The sequence below is a fragment of the Erwinia sp. BNK-24-b genome (assembly GCF_047456155.1).
Taxonomy (GTDB): domain Bacteria; phylum Pseudomonadota; class Gammaproteobacteria; order Enterobacterales; family Enterobacteriaceae; genus Erwinia; species Erwinia phyllosphaerae.
The window spans coordinates 1,553,815-1,570,738 of the sequence record NZ_CP179901.1 but is presented as its reverse complement, the minus strand read 5'-3'; the positions used below and the strand labels follow the sequence as shown (position 1 = coordinate 1,570,738).

General features: G+C 54.2%; 14 protein-coding genes. 5 read left to right on the top strand and 9 right to left on the bottom strand.

The features are described from left to right. Positions 1-36: 36 nt before the first annotated feature. Together ACMGGR_RS07075 and ACMGGR_RS07070 are read left to right on the top strand one after the other, a co-directional pair. Positions 37-744, top strand: coding sequence for a response regulator (locus tag ACMGGR_RS07075; RefSeq protein ID WP_414148500.1), 708 nt, complete (start codon positions 37-39; stop codon positions 742-744). A gap of 1 nt (position 745) precedes the next feature. After that, positions 746-1,798 carry an ATP-binding protein gene (locus tag ACMGGR_RS07070; protein ID WP_414148499.1) on the top strand — a complete coding sequence of 351 codons (1,053 nt, stop codon included), beginning with the start codon at positions 746-748 and terminating at the stop codon, positions 1,796-1,798. 58 nt (positions 1,799-1,856) lie between these two features. Here ACMGGR_RS07070 and ACMGGR_RS07065 read toward each other — a convergent pair whose 3' ends face one another. The 4 genes from ACMGGR_RS07065 to xylA form a co-directional block, all read right to left on the bottom strand. Next, the gene (locus ACMGGR_RS07065) at positions 1,857-3,614 is read right to left on the bottom strand and encodes an ArnT family glycosyltransferase (RefSeq protein ID WP_414148498.1); all 1,758 of its coding nucleotides are present in this window, start codon (positions 3,612-3,614) and stop codon (positions 1,857-1,859) included. A gap of 415 nt (positions 3,615-4,029) precedes the next feature. Then, complete coding sequence (locus tag ACMGGR_RS07060) at positions 4,030-5,274, bottom strand: XylR family transcriptional regulator (protein WP_414148497.1); 1,245 nt, start codon at positions 5,272-5,274, stop codon at positions 4,030-4,032. A 203-nt stretch (positions 5,275-5,477) separates the two neighbouring features. Beyond that, positions 5,478-6,929 (bottom strand): xylulokinase, encoded by a 1,452-nt coding sequence (xylB, locus tag ACMGGR_RS07055; protein ID WP_414148496.1) that lies wholly within the window; start codon positions 6,927-6,929, stop codon positions 5,478-5,480. 27 nt (positions 6,930-6,956) lie between these two features. Beyond that, the gene (xylA, locus tag ACMGGR_RS07050) at positions 6,957-8,282 is read right to left on the bottom strand and encodes a xylose isomerase (RefSeq protein ID WP_414148495.1); all 1,326 of its coding nucleotides are present in this window, start codon (positions 8,280-8,282) and stop codon (positions 6,957-6,959) included. Positions 8,283-8,661: 379 nt separating this feature from the next. Here xylA and xylE point away from each other — a divergent pair, with 379 nt between their 5' ends. Next, complete coding sequence (gene xylE, locus ACMGGR_RS07045; protein WP_414148494.1) at positions 8,662-10,149, top strand: D-xylose transporter XylE; 1,488 nt, start codon at positions 8,662-8,664, stop codon at positions 10,147-10,149. 165 nt (positions 10,150-10,314) lie between these two features. After that, a complete protein-coding gene (locus ACMGGR_RS07040) occupies positions 10,315-11,556 on the top strand; it encodes an FAD/NAD(P)-binding oxidoreductase (RefSeq protein WP_414148493.1) in 1,242 nt (413 codons plus the stop codon). 17 nt (positions 11,557-11,573) lie between these two features. On the opposite strand, the gene ACMGGR_RS07035 is transcribed toward ACMGGR_RS07040, so the two are convergent. Then, positions 11,574-12,473 (bottom strand): alpha/beta fold hydrolase, encoded by a 900-nt coding sequence (locus ACMGGR_RS07035; RefSeq protein WP_414148492.1) that lies wholly within the window; start codon positions 12,471-12,473, stop codon positions 11,574-11,576. Between the two features lie 25 nt (positions 12,474-12,498). Continuing rightward, positions 12,499-13,113, bottom strand: a complete 615-nt coding sequence (locus ACMGGR_RS07030) for a TetR/AcrR family transcriptional regulator (protein ID WP_246757739.1) — start codon at positions 13,111-13,113, stop codon at positions 12,499-12,501. A 237-nt stretch (positions 13,114-13,350) separates the two neighbouring features. Here ACMGGR_RS07030 and ACMGGR_RS07025 point away from each other — a divergent pair, with 237 nt between their 5' ends. Continuing rightward, a complete protein-coding gene (locus tag ACMGGR_RS07025; RefSeq protein WP_414148491.1) occupies positions 13,351-14,304 on the top strand; it encodes a LysR family transcriptional regulator in 954 nt (317 codons plus the stop codon). A gap of 77 nt (positions 14,305-14,381) precedes the next feature. Here the strand turns inward: ACMGGR_RS07025 and mdcH are convergent, their stop codons facing one another. The 3 genes from mdcH to ACMGGR_RS07010 are packed head-to-tail and all read right to left on the bottom strand — an operon-like array spanning position 14,382 to position 16,849. Then, on the bottom strand, positions 14,382-15,284 hold the full coding sequence (gene mdcH, locus ACMGGR_RS07020) for a malonate decarboxylase subunit epsilon (protein ID WP_414148490.1): 903 nt from the start codon (positions 15,282-15,284) through the stop codon (positions 14,382-14,384). Then, entirely contained in the window at positions 15,281-15,889 is a 609-nt protein-coding gene (locus ACMGGR_RS07015) for a malonate decarboxylase holo-ACP synthase (RefSeq protein WP_414148489.1), read from the bottom strand. Before ACMGGR_RS07015 ends, mdcH begins: the two co-directional genes overlap by 4 nt. Further along, complete coding sequence (locus ACMGGR_RS07010; protein WP_246757743.1) at positions 15,890-16,849, bottom strand: AEC family transporter; 960 nt, start codon at positions 16,847-16,849, stop codon at positions 15,890-15,892. Positions 16,850-16,924 lie beyond the last annotated feature (75 nt).

Sequence of the window (16,924 nt, the reverse complement as noted above, 5' to 3'; positions counted from 1 at the left end):
TATTAAAGACGCAGATTATTTTTCAGGATTGACTTTATGGGTAAAACGCACGCTCCCCTCTCCGTTCTGGTTGCAGAAGATGACTCAGCCATCACGAAAATTGTCTCGGCCTATCTGGAGCGAGAAGGTTTTAAGGTTTTAACCGCCGAAAATGGCGAGCGGGCTCTGGAAGTTTTCAGCCAGCACCTGCCGGAGTTTGTAATTCTTGACATCACTATGCCGAAGAAAAATGGCTGGGAAGTGCTGTCCACCATTAAAAAAGTAAGTGATGTCCCCGTACTTATGCTGACGGCTGTGGATACCGACATCGACAAAGTTTTTGCGCTACGTACGGGCGCTGATGATTATATGATCAAACCTTTCAATCCATCCGAGCTGGTAGCGCGAGTGCTGGTTATTCTTAAAAGGATGAACCATCATCAGTTTAATGAAAATCTGACCGTCTATAAGACGAAGAACATTGAGCTGAACGTCACGGCGCACCAGGTTTTTATAGGCGAATCAATGCAGGATATTTCGCCTTGTCTGACCACCACCGAATACCGCATTCTTCTCCATCTGGTGCGCTTTCCCAAGCGCGTTTTTACCCGCAAGGAGCTGATAGAAGCCTGCCTGCCTGAAGGCGAAGTCAATGACAGGACGGTGGACAGCCATATCAGCAAGCTCAGAAAAAAACTGGATGCTGTCGGCCTGAAATATGTTCCGGAGAGCATCCGGGGCTTTGGTTACCGGCTGGGTGATTAAGATGGAAACGACACCGGTAAAAAGCCTGACGCGCAGGCTATCAAATATGACCGCTTTTATCGCGTTTATGAGCCTGATCCTCTCAGTACTGGTTTACTACGTAGCGGTCATCCTCTTTCCCTCCACGCAGGATAACGAGGCATTGCTTCCCAGCCTCAACGATATACTGCAGCTGGTATTTTCTATCTTGCTGGCGCTCTGCTTTGCCATGTACTGCTCCTGGCGCTTTGCGCAAAATCTTATCCGGCCGCTGAAAACCATTGCGTACAGCGCCAGAGAAATAGCAGAAGGTAATTTAACCTCGCGCGCTGAATATTCAGGCATCCATTTTACTGACCTAAAAGAGCTGATTGACGATTTTAACGTGATGGCATCCCGGCTTGAGGTGGCATCAAAGAATATGAAAAAGTGGAATGCCGCCATCGCTCACGAGCTCAGAACACCCGTGACCGTACTCAAAGGCGGCGTGCAGGCTATCGCTGAAGGTGTCCTGCCCGCAGACCAGGCCAATCTTGACGCGCTAATGAAGCAGATTGAAGGTCTTTCTTTGCTTATCAACGATCTGCAGCTGGTCAGCCTGGCCGACTCCGGCCAGCTGGCGCTCTATCGTGAAGAGGTGGATCTGTACGAGGAACTGAAAGCGGTTACTACCCCTTTGCTACCCGTATTCCACCAGCATGGAAAAGCGCTGATGCTGCACGGAGGATCCGTTGCCTGTTTCATAGATGCCGTGCGCATCAGACAGGCTGTGCTGGCCCTGCTTAACAACAGTCTTATTTATTCGGTGCCCGGCACCGTTGCCGTAAGGAGTGTGGCAACCAGAGATAAGCTGGAAATTATCGTTGAAGACGAAGGGCCAGGCGTGCCGGAGTGCGAACGTGAAAAGATTTTCGATATGTTCATACGCGGCAGTAATGCGGCGGATGTCGTCTCCTCTTCCGGGATCGGTCTTTCTGTCGTCAGGGCTATTGTGAAGGCGCATGGCGGCAGCATCGCCTGTAAGGTAAACCGTCACGGTGGCGCAAAATTTATTATCACCCTGCCAATTGGCTGATTTAAGTCCCGAAACAGTAGTGCGTTACGCCACTGCTGTTTCAGGAAATAGCTGCACGTCACGGATCTAAAGGCTGTTCATACAGCGTATAGAACTCTGCGTTATCCCCGGGCCGGCTGCCGCTCCAGATTACTTTCCCTGCCGTTTTCCGGAGACCGGGATGAGAATGCTGCTCCAGAAACCAGCGACACTGTGTGCTGGCGTAGCCGTTTTCCGTTCTCAGGGTGACCGTGCCCGCATAGTACTGAAGCATCGCCCGTTGAGGCTCACCAAGCCCCTGACTGACGATGCAGGTTTTACCAGAGAGATAAGGACGTAGCTGCGTAAACACATCGGAATAGCGTTTAGAATAATCCATGACCGGCAGGCCCAGCGTCATCATTAATGACCAGACAACGGTTATCAAACAGGCAAAATAGAGGACGGATGGCGTTCTCTGTTTTTTTATATTCAGCACAATGCAGAAGGTTGCCAAAGAACTGGCTAAGGCCAGGGTTATCAGCCCCGGATGAAAGTGAGGCTGATAGCCGGGAACATAATAGTTAATCGCCTCTTTAAACAGGGGAAAAGGCTCCGGAACATTGATCAGCATGCCGACAAACAGCAGGATTAACGTTATTGCGACAATCAGAATTTGTATGAAGGTAGAAACCCGAGGAAAAACAGATAACGGCGCTGCGCCTGCGGCAATAATCGCCAGCGGTAGAAGTAAAGGAAGCGCGTAAAGTTCGCGGGAATCGCTGGAAAGTGATAGCGTGCAAAAAGCCACCGCAAAAAAAATCAGGCATACCCGAATGCTGCTATTGAGCTTTCCTTTTAGCAGGAAAAAAACCGACAGCGGCAGTGCCGGAAAAGCATACCACGGTAGCGTATATAAATAGAAAAAGTGGCTGTTCTTTGGCCCAAGCTTATTCTGCCCTAAAAAGCGGCCAAGATTGTTATCCCATAGCCAGACATAAAACAGCCTGGGCGACAAGTGCCAGAGGGAATAAAGCCAGGGGGAAACCATCAGCGTAAATATGGCTGTGGCAATCAGGCTGGACGCCAGAAACTTTTGCGTTCTGTAATTTTTGAGTACGCAGAAGCTTATTGCCGCGCTCACAAACAACAGGCCAGGGCCGAGAAGGCCCTTCGCCAGCATGGCCAGCGCGGCACCGGCTCCCGTTAATAAACCCCCGGTCACGCCGCGTTTTTCTGCCAGAAGTATGCCGTACAATCCCGTTGCGCAGCCTGCAAGAAGCGCCAGATCGGTAATCATCTGGTGCGACCGGACGGCCAGGCCAACGCAGGAGATAAAAATCAAAATTCCCCAGCGGCCATAGCCTTTACGGCACGCATGCCGGGCCGCCAGGGCGACCATCAAACACGTCCAGATAATAAACAATCCCGATGTCAGCCTGGCCGCATCAGGCAAGGTAAGCAGAGGATAAAACAGCCGCATAAACAGAGCGGCCACGATGTAATAGACTGGCGGCTTTTCCATAAAGGGCTCACCCGCGAGCGTGGGAATAACCCAGTCCCCGGTATGATAAATATGGAGTATTAAGCCAAATGAGTAAGCCTCGTCAGGCTTCCATGGCTCGTGACCAACCAGTGCCGGCAGCGTCCAGAAAAATACAATAGCGGCCAGATATAAAAAAGGCAGCCGGTTAACCGGCTGCGCATCCGCATCCGCATCCGCATCCGCATCCGCATCCCGAAGCGTAACGAGGCTTTCTTGTTTATCAAGGGTCTGGGTGGGCGTTATTCTCCAGGCAGAATGAACGGCGCCCGTTAGTCTGGCAACGAGTTTATTGCTAAATAGGCCGCTTTTCAAATAGTGCAATTCCAGACCTCTGGCTCTTTTTATAAACAAAAGGGCGATGATATAGCAAACGGTTTTATCTGGCGCACAAAGAGTGTGGCCATAAGTATTAAATGTTGCGACTATATGGAGAGCGTAATTTTTAAAGAAGGATTTTTTTGCAGTTCTGCATGAACCTTACCGTACCACCATACCGCAATAACGATAAGTGAATTTAACCATTATTGATGAGTACCATAGCACATTCACCATTTGCGCCAGGCTTATTTTAATTTATTGTGAGTTTAGCTATTTATTAAAGCAGCCAGACTTATCGGAATAAAATCTCTTCCGATTATATTCCCCGGCAGCCAGAGTCGAAAAAGCTAACCTGGATAACGTTAAGCAGAGAACGGATCCTGACCGCTCGGCATTTGCCTGATACCCTTTACTCTGCCTCAGCCTGAACCTCGCCTGCCTGACGCATATCGGCCGCGCTACGCTGTCCACCTGCCAGGCTGCTGCGATATTTGACTGGCGACATCAGCAGGTTTTGCCGGGAAACGGTGCAGAAATATTGCGGCGTGCTGTAGCCGCATAGTCGGCTGATTTCGGCAACCGGTAGCGTGGTCGTTTCCAGCAGCTCTTTTGCCCTGGCAAATTTTGCATCCTGAATCACTTTATGAATGGTCGTTCCCAGCTCGCCCATAAATTTTTTATCGAGATTCGAGCGGGAAGTGTCAACCGCATCAAGCACGTGCTCAACGGTAATTCCCCGGCAGGCGTTCTTGCGGATAAACCACATCGCCTTCACCACCATTGCGTCAATAATTGAACGGTAATCGGTCGACTGGCGGGCAATAACGCTTTCAGGGGGAACGATCACCGGCTCGGTAGTAACGCGGCGGCCTGAAAGCCTGTCGTCAAGAAGCCTGGCGGCGGCAAACCCCATCTTCCGCGTGCCCTGCACCACCGACGAGAGCGAAATACGCGACAGATAGCGGGTCAGCTCTTCATTATCAATACCTATCACGCACAGCCTCTCCGGCACCGCAATGCCAAGATAGTCGCAGGTTTGCAGGATGTGCCTGGCGCGCGCGTCCGTCACGGCAATAATCCCGGTGTGATCGGGTAGCGAACTTAGCCACTCGGCCAGCTTTTGCTGGGCGGTCTCCCAGGTATTGCTGTCCGTCACCATGCCTTCGTAGACGACGCCGGGATAAGACATTGCGCTGGTCAGATGCAAAAATGCCGAGGCACGTTCCTGCGCCCAGCGCTTCCCTGCCCCGGCTGGCAAACCAAAAAAGGCGAAGCGCTCAATGCCTTTTTCAATCAGATGATGCAAGGCCCTGGCCACCAGCGCTTCATTGTCCGTGGCAACATAGCTGACCGGAGGATAGTCCTCGCGGCGACGATAAGAGCCGCCCACGCCCACCACGGGCACGGCGATCTGACCGAGCCGGGAAGCCAAATGCTCATCATCAAAGTCCGCGATAATTCCGTTGCTGGAAAGAATATCCGCGTTCAGGGCGTGCACGCTGAAATCCTCTTCGATAAAGATGTCCCAGTCGCACTGGGAGGCATAGAAATATTCGCCGATCCCTTCAATAATCTGGCGGTCATAGGCTTTGTTGGCATTAAACAGCAACGAAATCCTTGCCCGCTTCGCGGGAGCGTAGTCGTTTTTTTTCATATCAATCTCTGCAACGGACGCGATGGATTCAATATGAAGAAATTTTGCTTAAAGACAAGGGATGGCAGGCAGCAGCAGACAAGCCTGTCGGTGCGATCAACAAAACGAGAAAAAAAGAAACCGCGCGGGGCGGTTTCCCAGACTGCTGACAGACTCAATCAGTACGGCATCCTGACATTTTTACAGCAGCGCGGTAGCATTCCTTATAAAGCAGCGGTCTGCTGATAAAGCTGTTTAAACAGTGCCTGGCGCTGCCGGTAAAAATCCAGCTGCCCCGCACGAGGCCTATAGCGCGATTCCAGCGGCAGTTCTGGCAACAGCTCAGCCGGAGAGACGCCCGGATAGCAGCTCATGCGGGCGAGCCGGGCGGCACCCAGCGCGGGGCCGACGTCGCCGCCCGTCCGGTAATCCATCGCTTCGCCAGATATATCCGCCAGCAGCTGTCGCCAGAAAGCGCTGCGCGCGCCGCCGCCGATCAGCGTGATGGCAGAAGGCCGGATGCCGCTGGCGTGCAGCGCCTCCATACCTTCCAGCAGTCCCAGGCTTACGCCTTCCAGCACCGCCATGGCCAAATCTTCCGGCCCGTGCTGATGAGTAAACCCCCAGAAGACGCCGGTGGCGGCGGGATTATTATAGGGCGTGCGCTCGCCGGACAGGTGGGGCAGAAAACAGGGCGAGCGATCTGAGAGCCGTGCCTTTTCCGCCAGGGCGAGCAAGGCCGCCACGGAAGGCTGGCCGGTGAGCCGCGTCGCCCAGTCCAGGCAGGCAGCGGCGCTGAGCATTACCGACATCAGATGCCAGCTGTCGGGCAACGCATGGCAAAAGCTGTGTACCGCACGCTCGGGATTACTCAGAAAACGCTCGCTGACGGCAAAGTAAACGCCGGACGTCCCCAGCGACAGCATTGCCTGCCCCGGCTGCCAGATCCCTGCACCAATCGCCCCGGCTGCGTTATCGCCCCCGCCCGCTACGACGGCAAGCCCGGCAGGAAGCGACCAGCGCTGGCACAGCGCCGCGGCTACCTGCCCCGTCACCTGATTACCTTCAAACAGCGTCGGCATTTGCTCACGCGAGAGACCACAGGCGGCCAGCAACCTGTCGCTCCAGTCACGCCTGGCGACATCCAGCCACATCGTGCCCGCCGCATCCGACATGTCGCTGGCGAACTCGCCGGTCATCCGCCAGCGCAGGTAATCTTTCGGCAGCAGAACGCGCGCTATCTGCCGATAAATATCAGCTTCATGCTCTTTGACCCATAGCAGCTTCGGCGCGGTAAAGCCGGGCATCATCAGGTTACCGGTTATGCTTCTGGCATCCGGCACGCACTCCTCCAGCTCCTGGCAGGCCCGGGCGCTGCGGCCATCGTTCCATAAAATTGCTGGCCGCAGGATCTGCTGCTGGCGTCCCAGCAGCACGGCACCGTGCATCTGTCCGCTTAACCCGATAGCCCGAACCTGGCGCAGCGAGCGCTGCGCCGCCAGCGCAAGCATGACCTTGTCGGTCGCCTGCCACCACGCTTCCGGATCCTGTTCCGACCACAGAGGATGAGGTCGGGAAACCGTTAGCTGTTCCGTATGGCTGGCTAAAACCTGATTGTTTTCATCCAGCAATACGGCTTTAACCCCGGACGTACCAAGATCGATACCTATATACATGCGCTGCTTCCTCCGGCCTGGCTCCGCTTAAGACTTATGATAAATGGCCTGGTTAACAATGTTTTCCAGCCGCTCCTGATGGCCGCTGCGGTGCTCGGGAAAGAGCGCCGATCCCTCAGCAAAGCGCGCCAGCTCCTGCAAAGAGAAATTTCCGGCAAGGATCTCCTGGCCCAGCTTACCTTTCCAGCCCGCATAGCGCGCTGCGCAAGCCTGTTGCAGCCGGCCTTCTTCAAGCAGACGAGCGGCAATGCGTAAACTCTGTGCCATTACGTCCATCCCCCCGATATGCGCGTAAAAGAGATCGTAAGGATCGGTGCTCTGGCGACGGACTTTGGCATCAAAATTCAGCCCGCCGGTGGTAAAACCGCCCGCTTTAAGGATTTCATACATAATCAGGGTATTCTCTTCAACGCTGTTCGGGAACTGATCGGTGTCCCATCCGAGCTGCAAATCACCGCGATTAGCGTCAACGGAACCGAAGATACCCAGCGCGGCCGCCGTGGCGATCTCATGCTGAAAAGAGTGGCCGGCAAGCGTGGCATGGTTTGCCTCTACGTTGACCTTAATCTCTTTTTCCAGACCAAATTCCCGCAAAAAGCCGTACACGGTAGCGACGTCGTAGTCGTACTGATGTTTGGTCGGCTCCTGCGGCTTTGGCTCGATAAGCAGCGTACCGTTAAAGCCGATGCGGTGTTTATTCTCTACTACCATCTGCATAAACCGGCCAATTTGCTGGCGCTCCTGCTTCAGATCGGTATTTAGCAGGGTTTCGTAACCTTCCCGGCCGCCCCACAGCACATAATTTTCGCCGCCCAGTTTTTGCGTGGCGGCCATCGCGGCATTAACCTGTACGGCGGCCCAGGCGAAGATTTCCGGATCCGGGCTGGTCGCAGCGCCCGCGCCATAGCGAGGATGCGTAAAGCAGTTCGCCGTCCCCCATAACAGTTTTACTCCGGTCTGCTGCTGTTTTTCCGCCAGCACGTCCGTCATCACGGCAAAGTTATAGAGGTATTCCTTGATGGAGCTACCCTGTGGCGCAACGTCAGCGTCGTGAAAACAGTAAAACGGCACGTTAAGCTTGTCGAAAAACTCAAAGGCGATCTCCGCTTTCGCTTTCGCCTGTTCCAGCTCGTTACCGCCCTTAAACCAGGGGCGTTCAAAAGCGCCCGTGCCGAACATATCGGTGCCCGCCCAGCAGAAGGTATGCCAGTAACAGGCAGCAAACCGCAAATGTTCCTTCATGCTTTTACCCAGGATAATTTCATCCGGATTATAAAAATGAAAGGCCAGGTCGTTCTGACTGTCGCAGCCTTCATAAGCAATCTTGTTGATACCATCAAAATAATCTGCCATGAGCACGTTCCTTAATTTTTTATTTCATGGATTAACGAAAGCAGATTCACTATGCAGATAACAAAGGCGCCCGGACAATTATAAAATTTCACAAGCCCATGCTGTAAAATCCCAACTATGACGGCGATCACAAAGCCGCATTTAACCGCAGCCGTGAAGAAAAACAACAACCTGTGATCGTCATCATGAAAAGCAAAATGCCGCTATTGATTACAAAAAATTGTAATTCCCTTAGCCCATCCGGAAGATTATGTTTTGTCTCGCGACAATCATTTTCACGATCGAACATAGTTCCTGGCCGCGACGTTAAATTATCAGCCTGCAATTATTAAAGATAAAAACGGGCCTTTCCGGCATTCCCTTTCTCAAGAGGTTTGTTATGGCAATAGCAACTGAAATAAAAGCCAACAATCGCTATATTATTTCTATCACGCTGGTGGCAACGCTGGGCGGATTATTATTCGGTTATGATACGGCGGTAATATCCGGTACCGTTTCTTCGCTGGAGAAAGTCTTTATCGGCCCAAGAGGACTAAGCGAATCGGCGGCGAACTCGCTGCTGGGTTTTTGTGTGGCCAGCGCGCTCATCGGCTGTATTATCGGCGGCATGCTGGGCGGCCCGTTAAGCGCCCGCCTGGGCCGAAAGAAGACGCTGCTGATTGCTGCCGTCCTGTTCTTTCTGTCGGCGTTAGGTTCGGCTTTTCCTGAGATTGGCCATCGCGCTATCAGCGCTGACGGCGGCGTACCTTATTATCTTTCCGGCTACCTTAGCGAGTTTGTTATATTTCGTATTATCGGCGGCATTGGCGTTGGCCTGGCTTCTATGATTTCCCCTATGTATATTGCGGAGATTACGCCGGCAAATATTCGTGGCCGCATGGTTGCCTGTAATCAGTTTGCCATTATTCTGGGCCAGCTTTTGGTTTACTGCGTTAATTACGGCATTGCGCTTTCAGGCAGTGCGAACTGGCTGGATACGATGGGCTGGCGCTTTATGTTTCTTTCCGGTGCCGTTCCGTCACTGCTTTTCTTTTTGCTGTTATTTGTCGTGCCGGAAAGCCCTCGCTGGCTGGCGGCCAAAGGCATGCAGGCGCAGGCTGCTGCCGTGCTGGAAAAACTATTGGGTAAAGTACAGGGCCAGAAAGAACTGCATACCATTCTTCACTCGGTTAATGCCGGCACCACCAGCCGTTCGCCGCTCTTTTCTTTTGGGGTCGGCATTATTGTTATTGGCATTATGCTTTCCGTATTCCAGCAGTTTGTCGGCATTAATGTGGTGCTTTATTACGCGCCGGAAGTTTTTCGTTCTGTGGGGTCCAGTACCGATGTGGCGCTGCTGCAAACGATTATTGTGGGCGTCATTAATCTGATTTTCACCACCATTGCTATTATGACGGTAGACAATTTTGGCCGTAAACCGCTGCAAATTATCGGCGCGCTGGGAATGGCTATAGGAATGTTTACGCTGGGCACCGCCTTCTACGGGAAAATGTCCGCCGTGGTGGCGCTGGGGGCAATGCTGTTTTATGTGGCTTCCTTTGCGATTTCCTGGGGGCCTGTCTGCTGGGTTCTGCTGGCAGAGATTTTTCCCAACCGCATCCGCAGCAAAGCGATGTCCGTCGCCGTCGCAGCACAGTGGCTGGCCAATTATCTGGTGTCGTGGACATTCCCTATGATGGATAAAAACAGCACGCTTAATGCTCATTTTAATAACGGCTTCGCCTACTGGCTGTATGGCGTAATGGCCGTGCTGGCAGCGCTGTTTATGTGGAAATTTGTACCGGAAACCAAGGGGAAATCGCTGGAAGAGCTGGAATCCCAATGGCAAAAACCTGTGGTCGGCACGGGTGAAAAAGTCGCGGAATAAAACGCCGCCTTCTCCAAAGTGATAACGCTATTCCCTTCGCCCCAATACTGAGCTGTTGGGGCTTTTTATTACCTCCCGCTATCGGATGCGAACGATGAATAAGGATGCGCTATGCTCCCATCCAGCTATGATAAGTTTTTAAAGTCTCTTTAAAGGAGTGAAGCGATGGGTCCCGGCAACGCAAAAAAACCTGCACATCTCGTCGTGATTGGCGGCGGAACGGCTGGCGTTGGCCTGATAGCCAGCTTAAAAAAGCGCGTTAAAAACCTTAATATCACCCTCATTGAACCGAATGAAAATCATTTTTATCAGCCTGCATGGACATTAGTAGGCGCAGGGCTTTATCACAATAGTCGTACCGCCCGACCTCTCGCTAAAGTTATTCCTGCCGAAACACGGTGGATTCAGGAATATGTTGCCAGCGTTTCTCCCGAGCAACACGCCGTGACGACGCAGTCAGGAAGAGTAATAGACTATGACTATTTGGTTATCGCCAGCGGGTTAGTGCTGCGCTGGGATCGTATTGCAGGACTGGAGGAAACGCTGGGCCGCAATGGCGTGACCTCTAATTACCAGCCCGGCCTGGCCGCCTACACCTGGGAATTAGTCAAAGAGTTAAAAAGCGGCAATGCCATTTTTTCCCAGCCTAAACCCCCTTTCAAATGTGCTGGCGCGCCGCAAAAAGCTCTTTATCTGTCATGCGAACACTGGCAGAAAACAGGCCGCTTAAATGATATCAACGTTTCGTTTAACCTGGCGGGAGAAGCAATTTTTAGCGTCCCTTATTTTATTCCCGTCTTAAAATCTTACCTTGATAGCTATACGGCAACGGTCACCTGTTCTTCCTCCCTGGTTAAAGTTGATGGAGAAAAGCGCCTCGCCACGTTCCATATTACTGAGCCGGGACAGCCCGATCGCCACGTCGAGCAACGCTTTGATATGCTGCACGTTGTACCGCCTCAGACCGCGCCAGATTTTATAGCAAAAAGCGGTCTGGCTAATGTGGATGGCTGGTGCGACGTACACAGCACGACGTTACAGCATCAAAAATATCCTGACATCTTTTCCTTAGGGGACTGCTGCTCAGCCCCGGCCTCAAAAACGGCGGCGGCGGCCAGGAAACAGATTGTGGTAGTGGCGGAAAATCTGCGTAACGTTATGCAGGGAAAAGAACCGGCTAGCCATTACGATGGCTACGGCTCCTGTCCTCTTACCGTTAAGCGAGGCAAAGTCGTGCTGGCAGAATATGGTTATAACAACAGGTTGCTGCCGACTTTTCCGTTAGAACCCAGCCATCCCAGCCGTCTGGCATGGTTTTTAACGACGCGGTTTCTTCCCGTTTTTTACTGGCGTGGGCTGCTTAAAGGAGTCGAATGGTTTGCCCGCAGTAAGCAGCCGGACAGATAAATTTTTCCAGCACGCCGTTAAAGACGGTTCACCGCATCAATAAATTTAAGCACCGCGTTGCTTACCGCCTGCGGCTGCTCTTCAGGCTGAAAGTGGCCGCAGTTTGCAATCACCTCTCCCCTGATATCGACAGCATAAGGTTTTACCGCCGCAGCGATATCAGGGATCGATCCCTGGTCTGCACTTAACCCTAATACCGGCATTGCCAGCTTGTTTGTCGCCAGCAGCGCTTTATTTTGCTGCGCAGACTTTGCCGCCGCGCGATAAAAGCTCAGGCCAGCCCGTACTCCGCCAGGCGCGGTGAAAGCGCGGAGATAAATTTCTATGGTTTCATCGGAATAGCAGTAGGGACTGGCGCTTTTTTCCCGCAGAAACCAGGTCAGATATTCCCGCTCGCGGCCCTGCAACAGGATTTCCGGCAGATCCGGCAGCGCATGGAAGGAAAAGTGCCACGTCTTCCAGGACTTATCGGGCGAGGACGGGAGAAACTCCGGCATGGTGACGCCAGGTATGCCCGCATCCATTAACACCAGCGAGCTGACTTCATCGCCGAACAACAAAGCGTACGGTAGCGCGACCCAGGCACCGACATCGTGGGCGACAAGGTGATAGCGCGTTACGCCCGCTGCCGCGAGCGCTGCATGCAGACGTTCCGCCACCGTTTGCGTATCGTATCCGTCTAAGGGCTTGTCGCTGTCGCCCTGGCCAGGCAGATCGATGGCGATAACGCGAAACCGCTCGCCAAGCGCGGGCATGACGTGCCGCCAGGCATACCAGGTTTCAGGAAAACCGGCGAAAAGCACAATCGTTTCCGGTACGTTTGCTCCCCCAATAACGTAGTGAAATCTCAGGCCATCGGCGCGAACAAACCGGTGCTCGAATCCTGCTGGCGCAGGCGGCAGATCAAATTTTTCCACAGGCTGTTTCCTTAATGTGTTGTCGTTATTGGTCCAGAATCCTGAGCGCTGCCGCGACGTAAACATCGGCGTCACTGGCGTTAATAAAGGATTCCGCTTTGCCCAACACCCGCATGCCGTAAAGCAGCGCGATCAGAATGTCCGCAACGATGGCAGGCGGAGTGGTACAGGTAATAGATCCGTCATGCTGGCCCAGCGCCACCAGGTCGCTGAGTAATTGCCGACGGCTGGCGATTTGCTGACGCAGAATGTCGCCAGTGAAAGAAAAATTGGGGATCTCCGTAATGCCGGTCACCATCATGCAGCCCAGCGCCCCATCCTTACCCTGGCTCAGGCGAACATACAGATGCAGAAGCCCGGCAATACGCGCTCGCGCATTGTTATCCTTGGTCGGAGAGTGGCAAATCTGCGTTTCGCGCAGCGCGATATAGCGCTGGAGCGCTTTGGCAAAGAAATTCTCTTTGCTTTGCCAGGCCTTATAGATGCTGCCGACCTTAAGACCGGTGACGCGCGCTAGATCGTTGATGCCGACGGCCGAATAACCGGCAGTACTGAATAATTCAATCGCGCGATCCAGCACCTGCTCTTCGTTGAAGCGCCTTGGACGACCGCGAGGTGAAACCTGAACAGACTCTGTCATGACGTTACCCGTCCAATTGTTGAGTGATCGCTTCCTAAATAAATAACGTAACCCCGGCGACAAGGCAAGACAATTCCGCCTGGCGGAGTACCGTAAGGGGGGAGTCAGGCCGTTTTGGCATTCTGTAGCTGTGCGATAAGATGGCGAAACGCAACGCCGCAAAAAATGCAGTACGGCGTCTGGTGTGTTGTCTTATCCTTTCACTCTTTTTAACGCTTATTTGACAGCCGGATAACGATGAAACTGACTATCGATAACGACCTGACCGTACGCAAGTTGCTGATTTTTAGCTGCTATATGGAAACAGGAAACCTGGCCAGAGCGGCGGAAACGCTGGGTATCAGCACCGTCAGCGTGCACCGCGCGCTGCATACGCTGGAAGACAGTCTGCGTTGCCCGCTGTTTGAGCACAAAGGCCGCAATCTGGTGCCGCTACCCGCCGCCGTAACGCTGCTGGAGTACAGCCGCGAAGCGTTGGCTACGCTGAGCCAGGGCATTGATGAAGCCCTGCGTACGGCGGGTCTTGGGCTGGGCAATCTGCGTATCGGCACGCTGTACTCCCTGTCGCTGGAAACCGTGCCGCGGCTGATCATGAAGATGAAGCTACGCCGTCCGGAGCTGGAGCTGAACCTCACGATGGGTTCTAACGAGCTGTTGTTGAACGCGCTGAAAAACAGCCAGCTGGATGCGATTATTATTTCGGTTAGCGAAGCGGAGATCGATGACAAAGTATTTGAGCAGGTAGCGCTGTTTCAGGATGATATTTTTCTGGCGGTGCCGCATGGCGACGGCGCGAGCGGTGAAGAAAACGTGGATTTGCGCGACTACAGCAATCAGCCTTTTGTGTCACTGGCGGAAGGGTTTGCCACCTTTGCCGGTTTTCAGGAAGCCTGCCACGTTGCGGGGTTTGAGCCCAATATCGTTACGCGCGTCAACGATATCTTTTCAATGCTGAGCCTGGTGCAGGCGGGGATGGGTTATTCGCTGGTGCCGGGCAGAATGCGTAAGCAGTATGAGAACGACCTCTTTTTTCTGCGGCTGGCCGAGCCGTACCAGATGCGTCAGCAGATTGCTATCGTCTTTCCGCGCAACCGCGAATTCGATCCTAACCTGCTGGCGCTGGTGGCCGAAGGACGTATGTTTGCGCTAAGCCTGCAGGAAAAAGCTCAGCGCGCGCTGGCAAGCCGTTAAAAGCGGTTCACATCATGGGTAAAGTTCAGCGCTCGTGATCAGCCGCTAAAAGCGGTTCGCGTTAATAGCAAAATGGCTTAGTCGTGGGCAAGCCGCTGAAACAGCCGCTGCGCCAGTTCGACGCCGCTGCGCTCCAGCGCAATACATTCACCCTGGCTCTGCACGCTTCGCGTCAGGCCGGTCAACACTTCACCGGGCGGCATTTCTATTACCAGCCGCACTTCGCGCTCTTTTGCCGCCTCCATCGACTCGTGCCAGCGCACGCTGCGGGCCATATTCATGGCTAAATCCTCTGCAATACGCTCAGGCTGCCAGATAACGCGCGCGCTGCTGGCGCTCAAATACGCAATCTGCGGTCGCTGAAGCGTTATGTTTTCAAAGGCTGTTTTCAACTGCTGTGCCGGTTGCGCCAATAATGCACAGTGTGACGGCACGCTGATCGCCAGCCGCCGCGCGCGCTGTGCGCCATGGCGTAGCGCCTGGCGAGCCACCTCCTCCATCGCCGCATCGCTACCGGCGATCACAATCTGCGTTTCGGCGTTGATGTTGGCAATAAAGCTGTTCTTTTCATCCACCAGCGCTTCGATCTGCGCCAGCGTCAGGCCGCTAATCGCCGTTAAGCCGTAGCCGTGCGGATACGCCTGCTCCATCAGGTCGCCGCGTAGCGCCACCAGCCGCAGCGCATCGGCAAAATCCAGCGCGCCAGAGGTGACCGCCGCCGCAAAGGCGCCTATCGACAGGCCGCAGACCATATCGGGTTGAACGCCGTCAGCCTGCAAACGGCGCGCCGCCGAGACGCCGCTAATCAGCAGCGCCAGCTGTACCGCGCGGGTATGCTCGAGCGCTTCGGCGGAATCAAGCTGGCTAATCTCATCGCCCAGCACTTCGCGGGCGGTCTGCCAGGTTGCATCCTTAGCCAGCGCCTGCAGCATGCCGGGCCGCTGCGTGCCCTGACCGGGAAAGGTAAGCATCGTTTTCATCTGTTCTCCTCTGCCCAGGGAAAAGCGGTAAGGCGTGGGCCACGTGCGGTTTTAAGCAGCACGCTTTTGCCGCGAAGCCACTCGTTAAGCGCAAAGCCGCCAGACGGCGTTTCAATCTGCGTATCCGCGCGGCACGGTAAAGCGCTCAGCTGCTGCTGCCACAGTATGAAATCATCCGGCACCAGCGGTTGAGGTGCGCGGATCAGCAGATCGAGATCGCTTTGGGCATGCAGTACCGGCAGCGAGGTCGCCAGCGCGAAACCGGTGCTGCCGGTCACGCCCCAGCGCCATGGCCAACGCTGCTGCGTCAGGGTATTCAGTGCCTGCACGGTGGCGTGCGCCTGAAAATCCTGCGGCAACGCTGTATCAAGCAGTTCCTCTGGTGTTGTCACACGCTCAATATCCTGCGCCAGTACCCAGCCCGCCGCGCGCTGATGCCGCGCCCTGCCGCGCACGCCAATCGGGATTTTGCCGTTATCTGTCACATCCCTCCGCACCACCACGGGCTGCCGACTGTCCCACTGCTGCGCCACCCAGCTCTCCTGGATATTAATGAGCGTTGCGCCAGCGCGTAGCCAGAGTAAATCGTGCGGATGAAGGGTCATTTACATTCCTGCGGTTAACGAGATAAACAGCGGCAGCGATAAAATGGATAACAGCGAGCTTAGCAGCAATACCGCTTCCGCATCCGGCGACTGCACGCCAAAGCGGTTGCCGAACACCACGCCAAAGAAACCTGCCGACAGCGCAATCATCAGAATAGCGGTAATCGCCACCGTACCGTGCAGGCCAAACAGCAGCACAAGGCCCCAGGCCAGCGCGGGCTGAATCAACAGCTTGGTCACGGTAGAGCTGAGCACCATGCTGTTAATTTTAAGCTGGCGCGCAGAGAGGATAACGCCTGTAAGGAACAGCGCCGCCGCAGTTGCCGCCAGGCCAAGCGGCTTAATGGCGGTCAGTACCAGATCCGGCATTTTAATGCCGATAGCCGACAGCACGACGCCCAGCAGCGGGCCCCAGACAATCGGTTTTTTAACCGAGCGCCACATCAGTACCGGCAGCATTGCCAGCGTAGAGCGCTGCGTTTCTCCGGCGGCGCGCGCTTTTTCGCGTTCCAGAATCAGCAGGCAAAACGGCGTCATCAGCACTGAACCGCAGGCGATAGAGACCGCGACGGAGAGCGAGGTCGCCGAGCCTTCGCCCACCACGCTGCCAAGAATAGGCAAACCGAGCGCGGCGTAGTTAGGCAGCGCCACCGTCAAGGTCAGCACTGCCGCATCCTGCGGTGATTTTTTAAAGATGCCGGTAGCCACAAAATAGAGCACCGCATAGGCGATCCACATCGCCAACGTCAGTACCGCTATCAGCGGCGTCTGCGCCACTATGCCGCTCCACGGCGTCTGCACCGTCGCGCTGAACAGCGCGGCGGGCAAGGCAAAATCCATCACAAAGATATTGAGTAGAGAGACGTTCTTGTTATCAACCATTTTTGCTTTGCCAGCCCAGAACCCCAGCAGCATGATAATAAAAATCGGGGCAAGCGCGTGCAGAATCACGTAAGTCATAAATCACCTGTTTGTTATTAAAAGAGTGAAAGCAGACGCGATGTATCGAATTTTTTCAGTTGCCGCAGAGGCCGG

Bases quoted from the DNA above. Each gene is read 5' to 3' on its own strand.
- ACMGGR_RS07030 (WP_246757739.1), bottom strand. From the start codon at position 13,113: ATGACAGAGTCTGTTCAGGTTTCACCTCGCGGTCGTCCAAGGCGCTTC.
- xylA (WP_414148495.1), bottom strand. From the start codon at position 8,282: ATGGCAGATTATTTTGATGGTATCAACAAGATTGCTTATGAAGGCTGC.
- ACMGGR_RS07040 (WP_414148493.1), top strand. From the start codon at position 10,315: ATGGGTCCCGGCAACGCAAAAAAACCTGCACATCTCGTCGTGATTGGC.
- ACMGGR_RS07070 (WP_414148499.1), top strand. From the start codon at position 746: ATGGAAACGACACCGGTAAAAAGCCTGACGCGCAGGCTATCAAATATG.
- xylB (WP_414148496.1), bottom strand. From the start codon at position 6,929: ATGTATATAGGTATCGATCTTGGTACGTCCGGGGTTAAAGCCGTATTG.
- ACMGGR_RS07010 (WP_246757743.1), bottom strand. From the start codon at position 16,849: ATGACTTACGTGATTCTGCACGCGCTTGCCCCGATTTTTATTATCATG.
- ACMGGR_RS07060 (WP_414148497.1), bottom strand. From the start codon at position 5,274: ATGAAAAAAAACGACTACGCTCCCGCGAAGCGGGCAAGGATTTCGTTG.
- ACMGGR_RS07075 (WP_414148500.1), top strand. From the start codon at position 37: ATGGGTAAAACGCACGCTCCCCTCTCCGTTCTGGTTGCAGAAGATGAC.
- ACMGGR_RS07025 (WP_414148491.1), top strand. From the start codon at position 13,351: ATGAAACTGACTATCGATAACGACCTGACCGTACGCAAGTTGCTGATT.
- mdcH (WP_414148490.1), bottom strand. From the start codon at position 15,284: ATGAAAACGATGCTTACCTTTCCCGGTCAGGGCACGCAGCGGCCCGGC.
- ACMGGR_RS07015 (WP_414148489.1), bottom strand. From the start codon at position 15,889: ATGACCCTTCATCCGCACGATTTACTCTGGCTACGCGCTGGCGCAACG.
- xylE (WP_414148494.1), top strand. From the start codon at position 8,662: ATGGCAATAGCAACTGAAATAAAAGCCAACAATCGCTATATTATTTCT.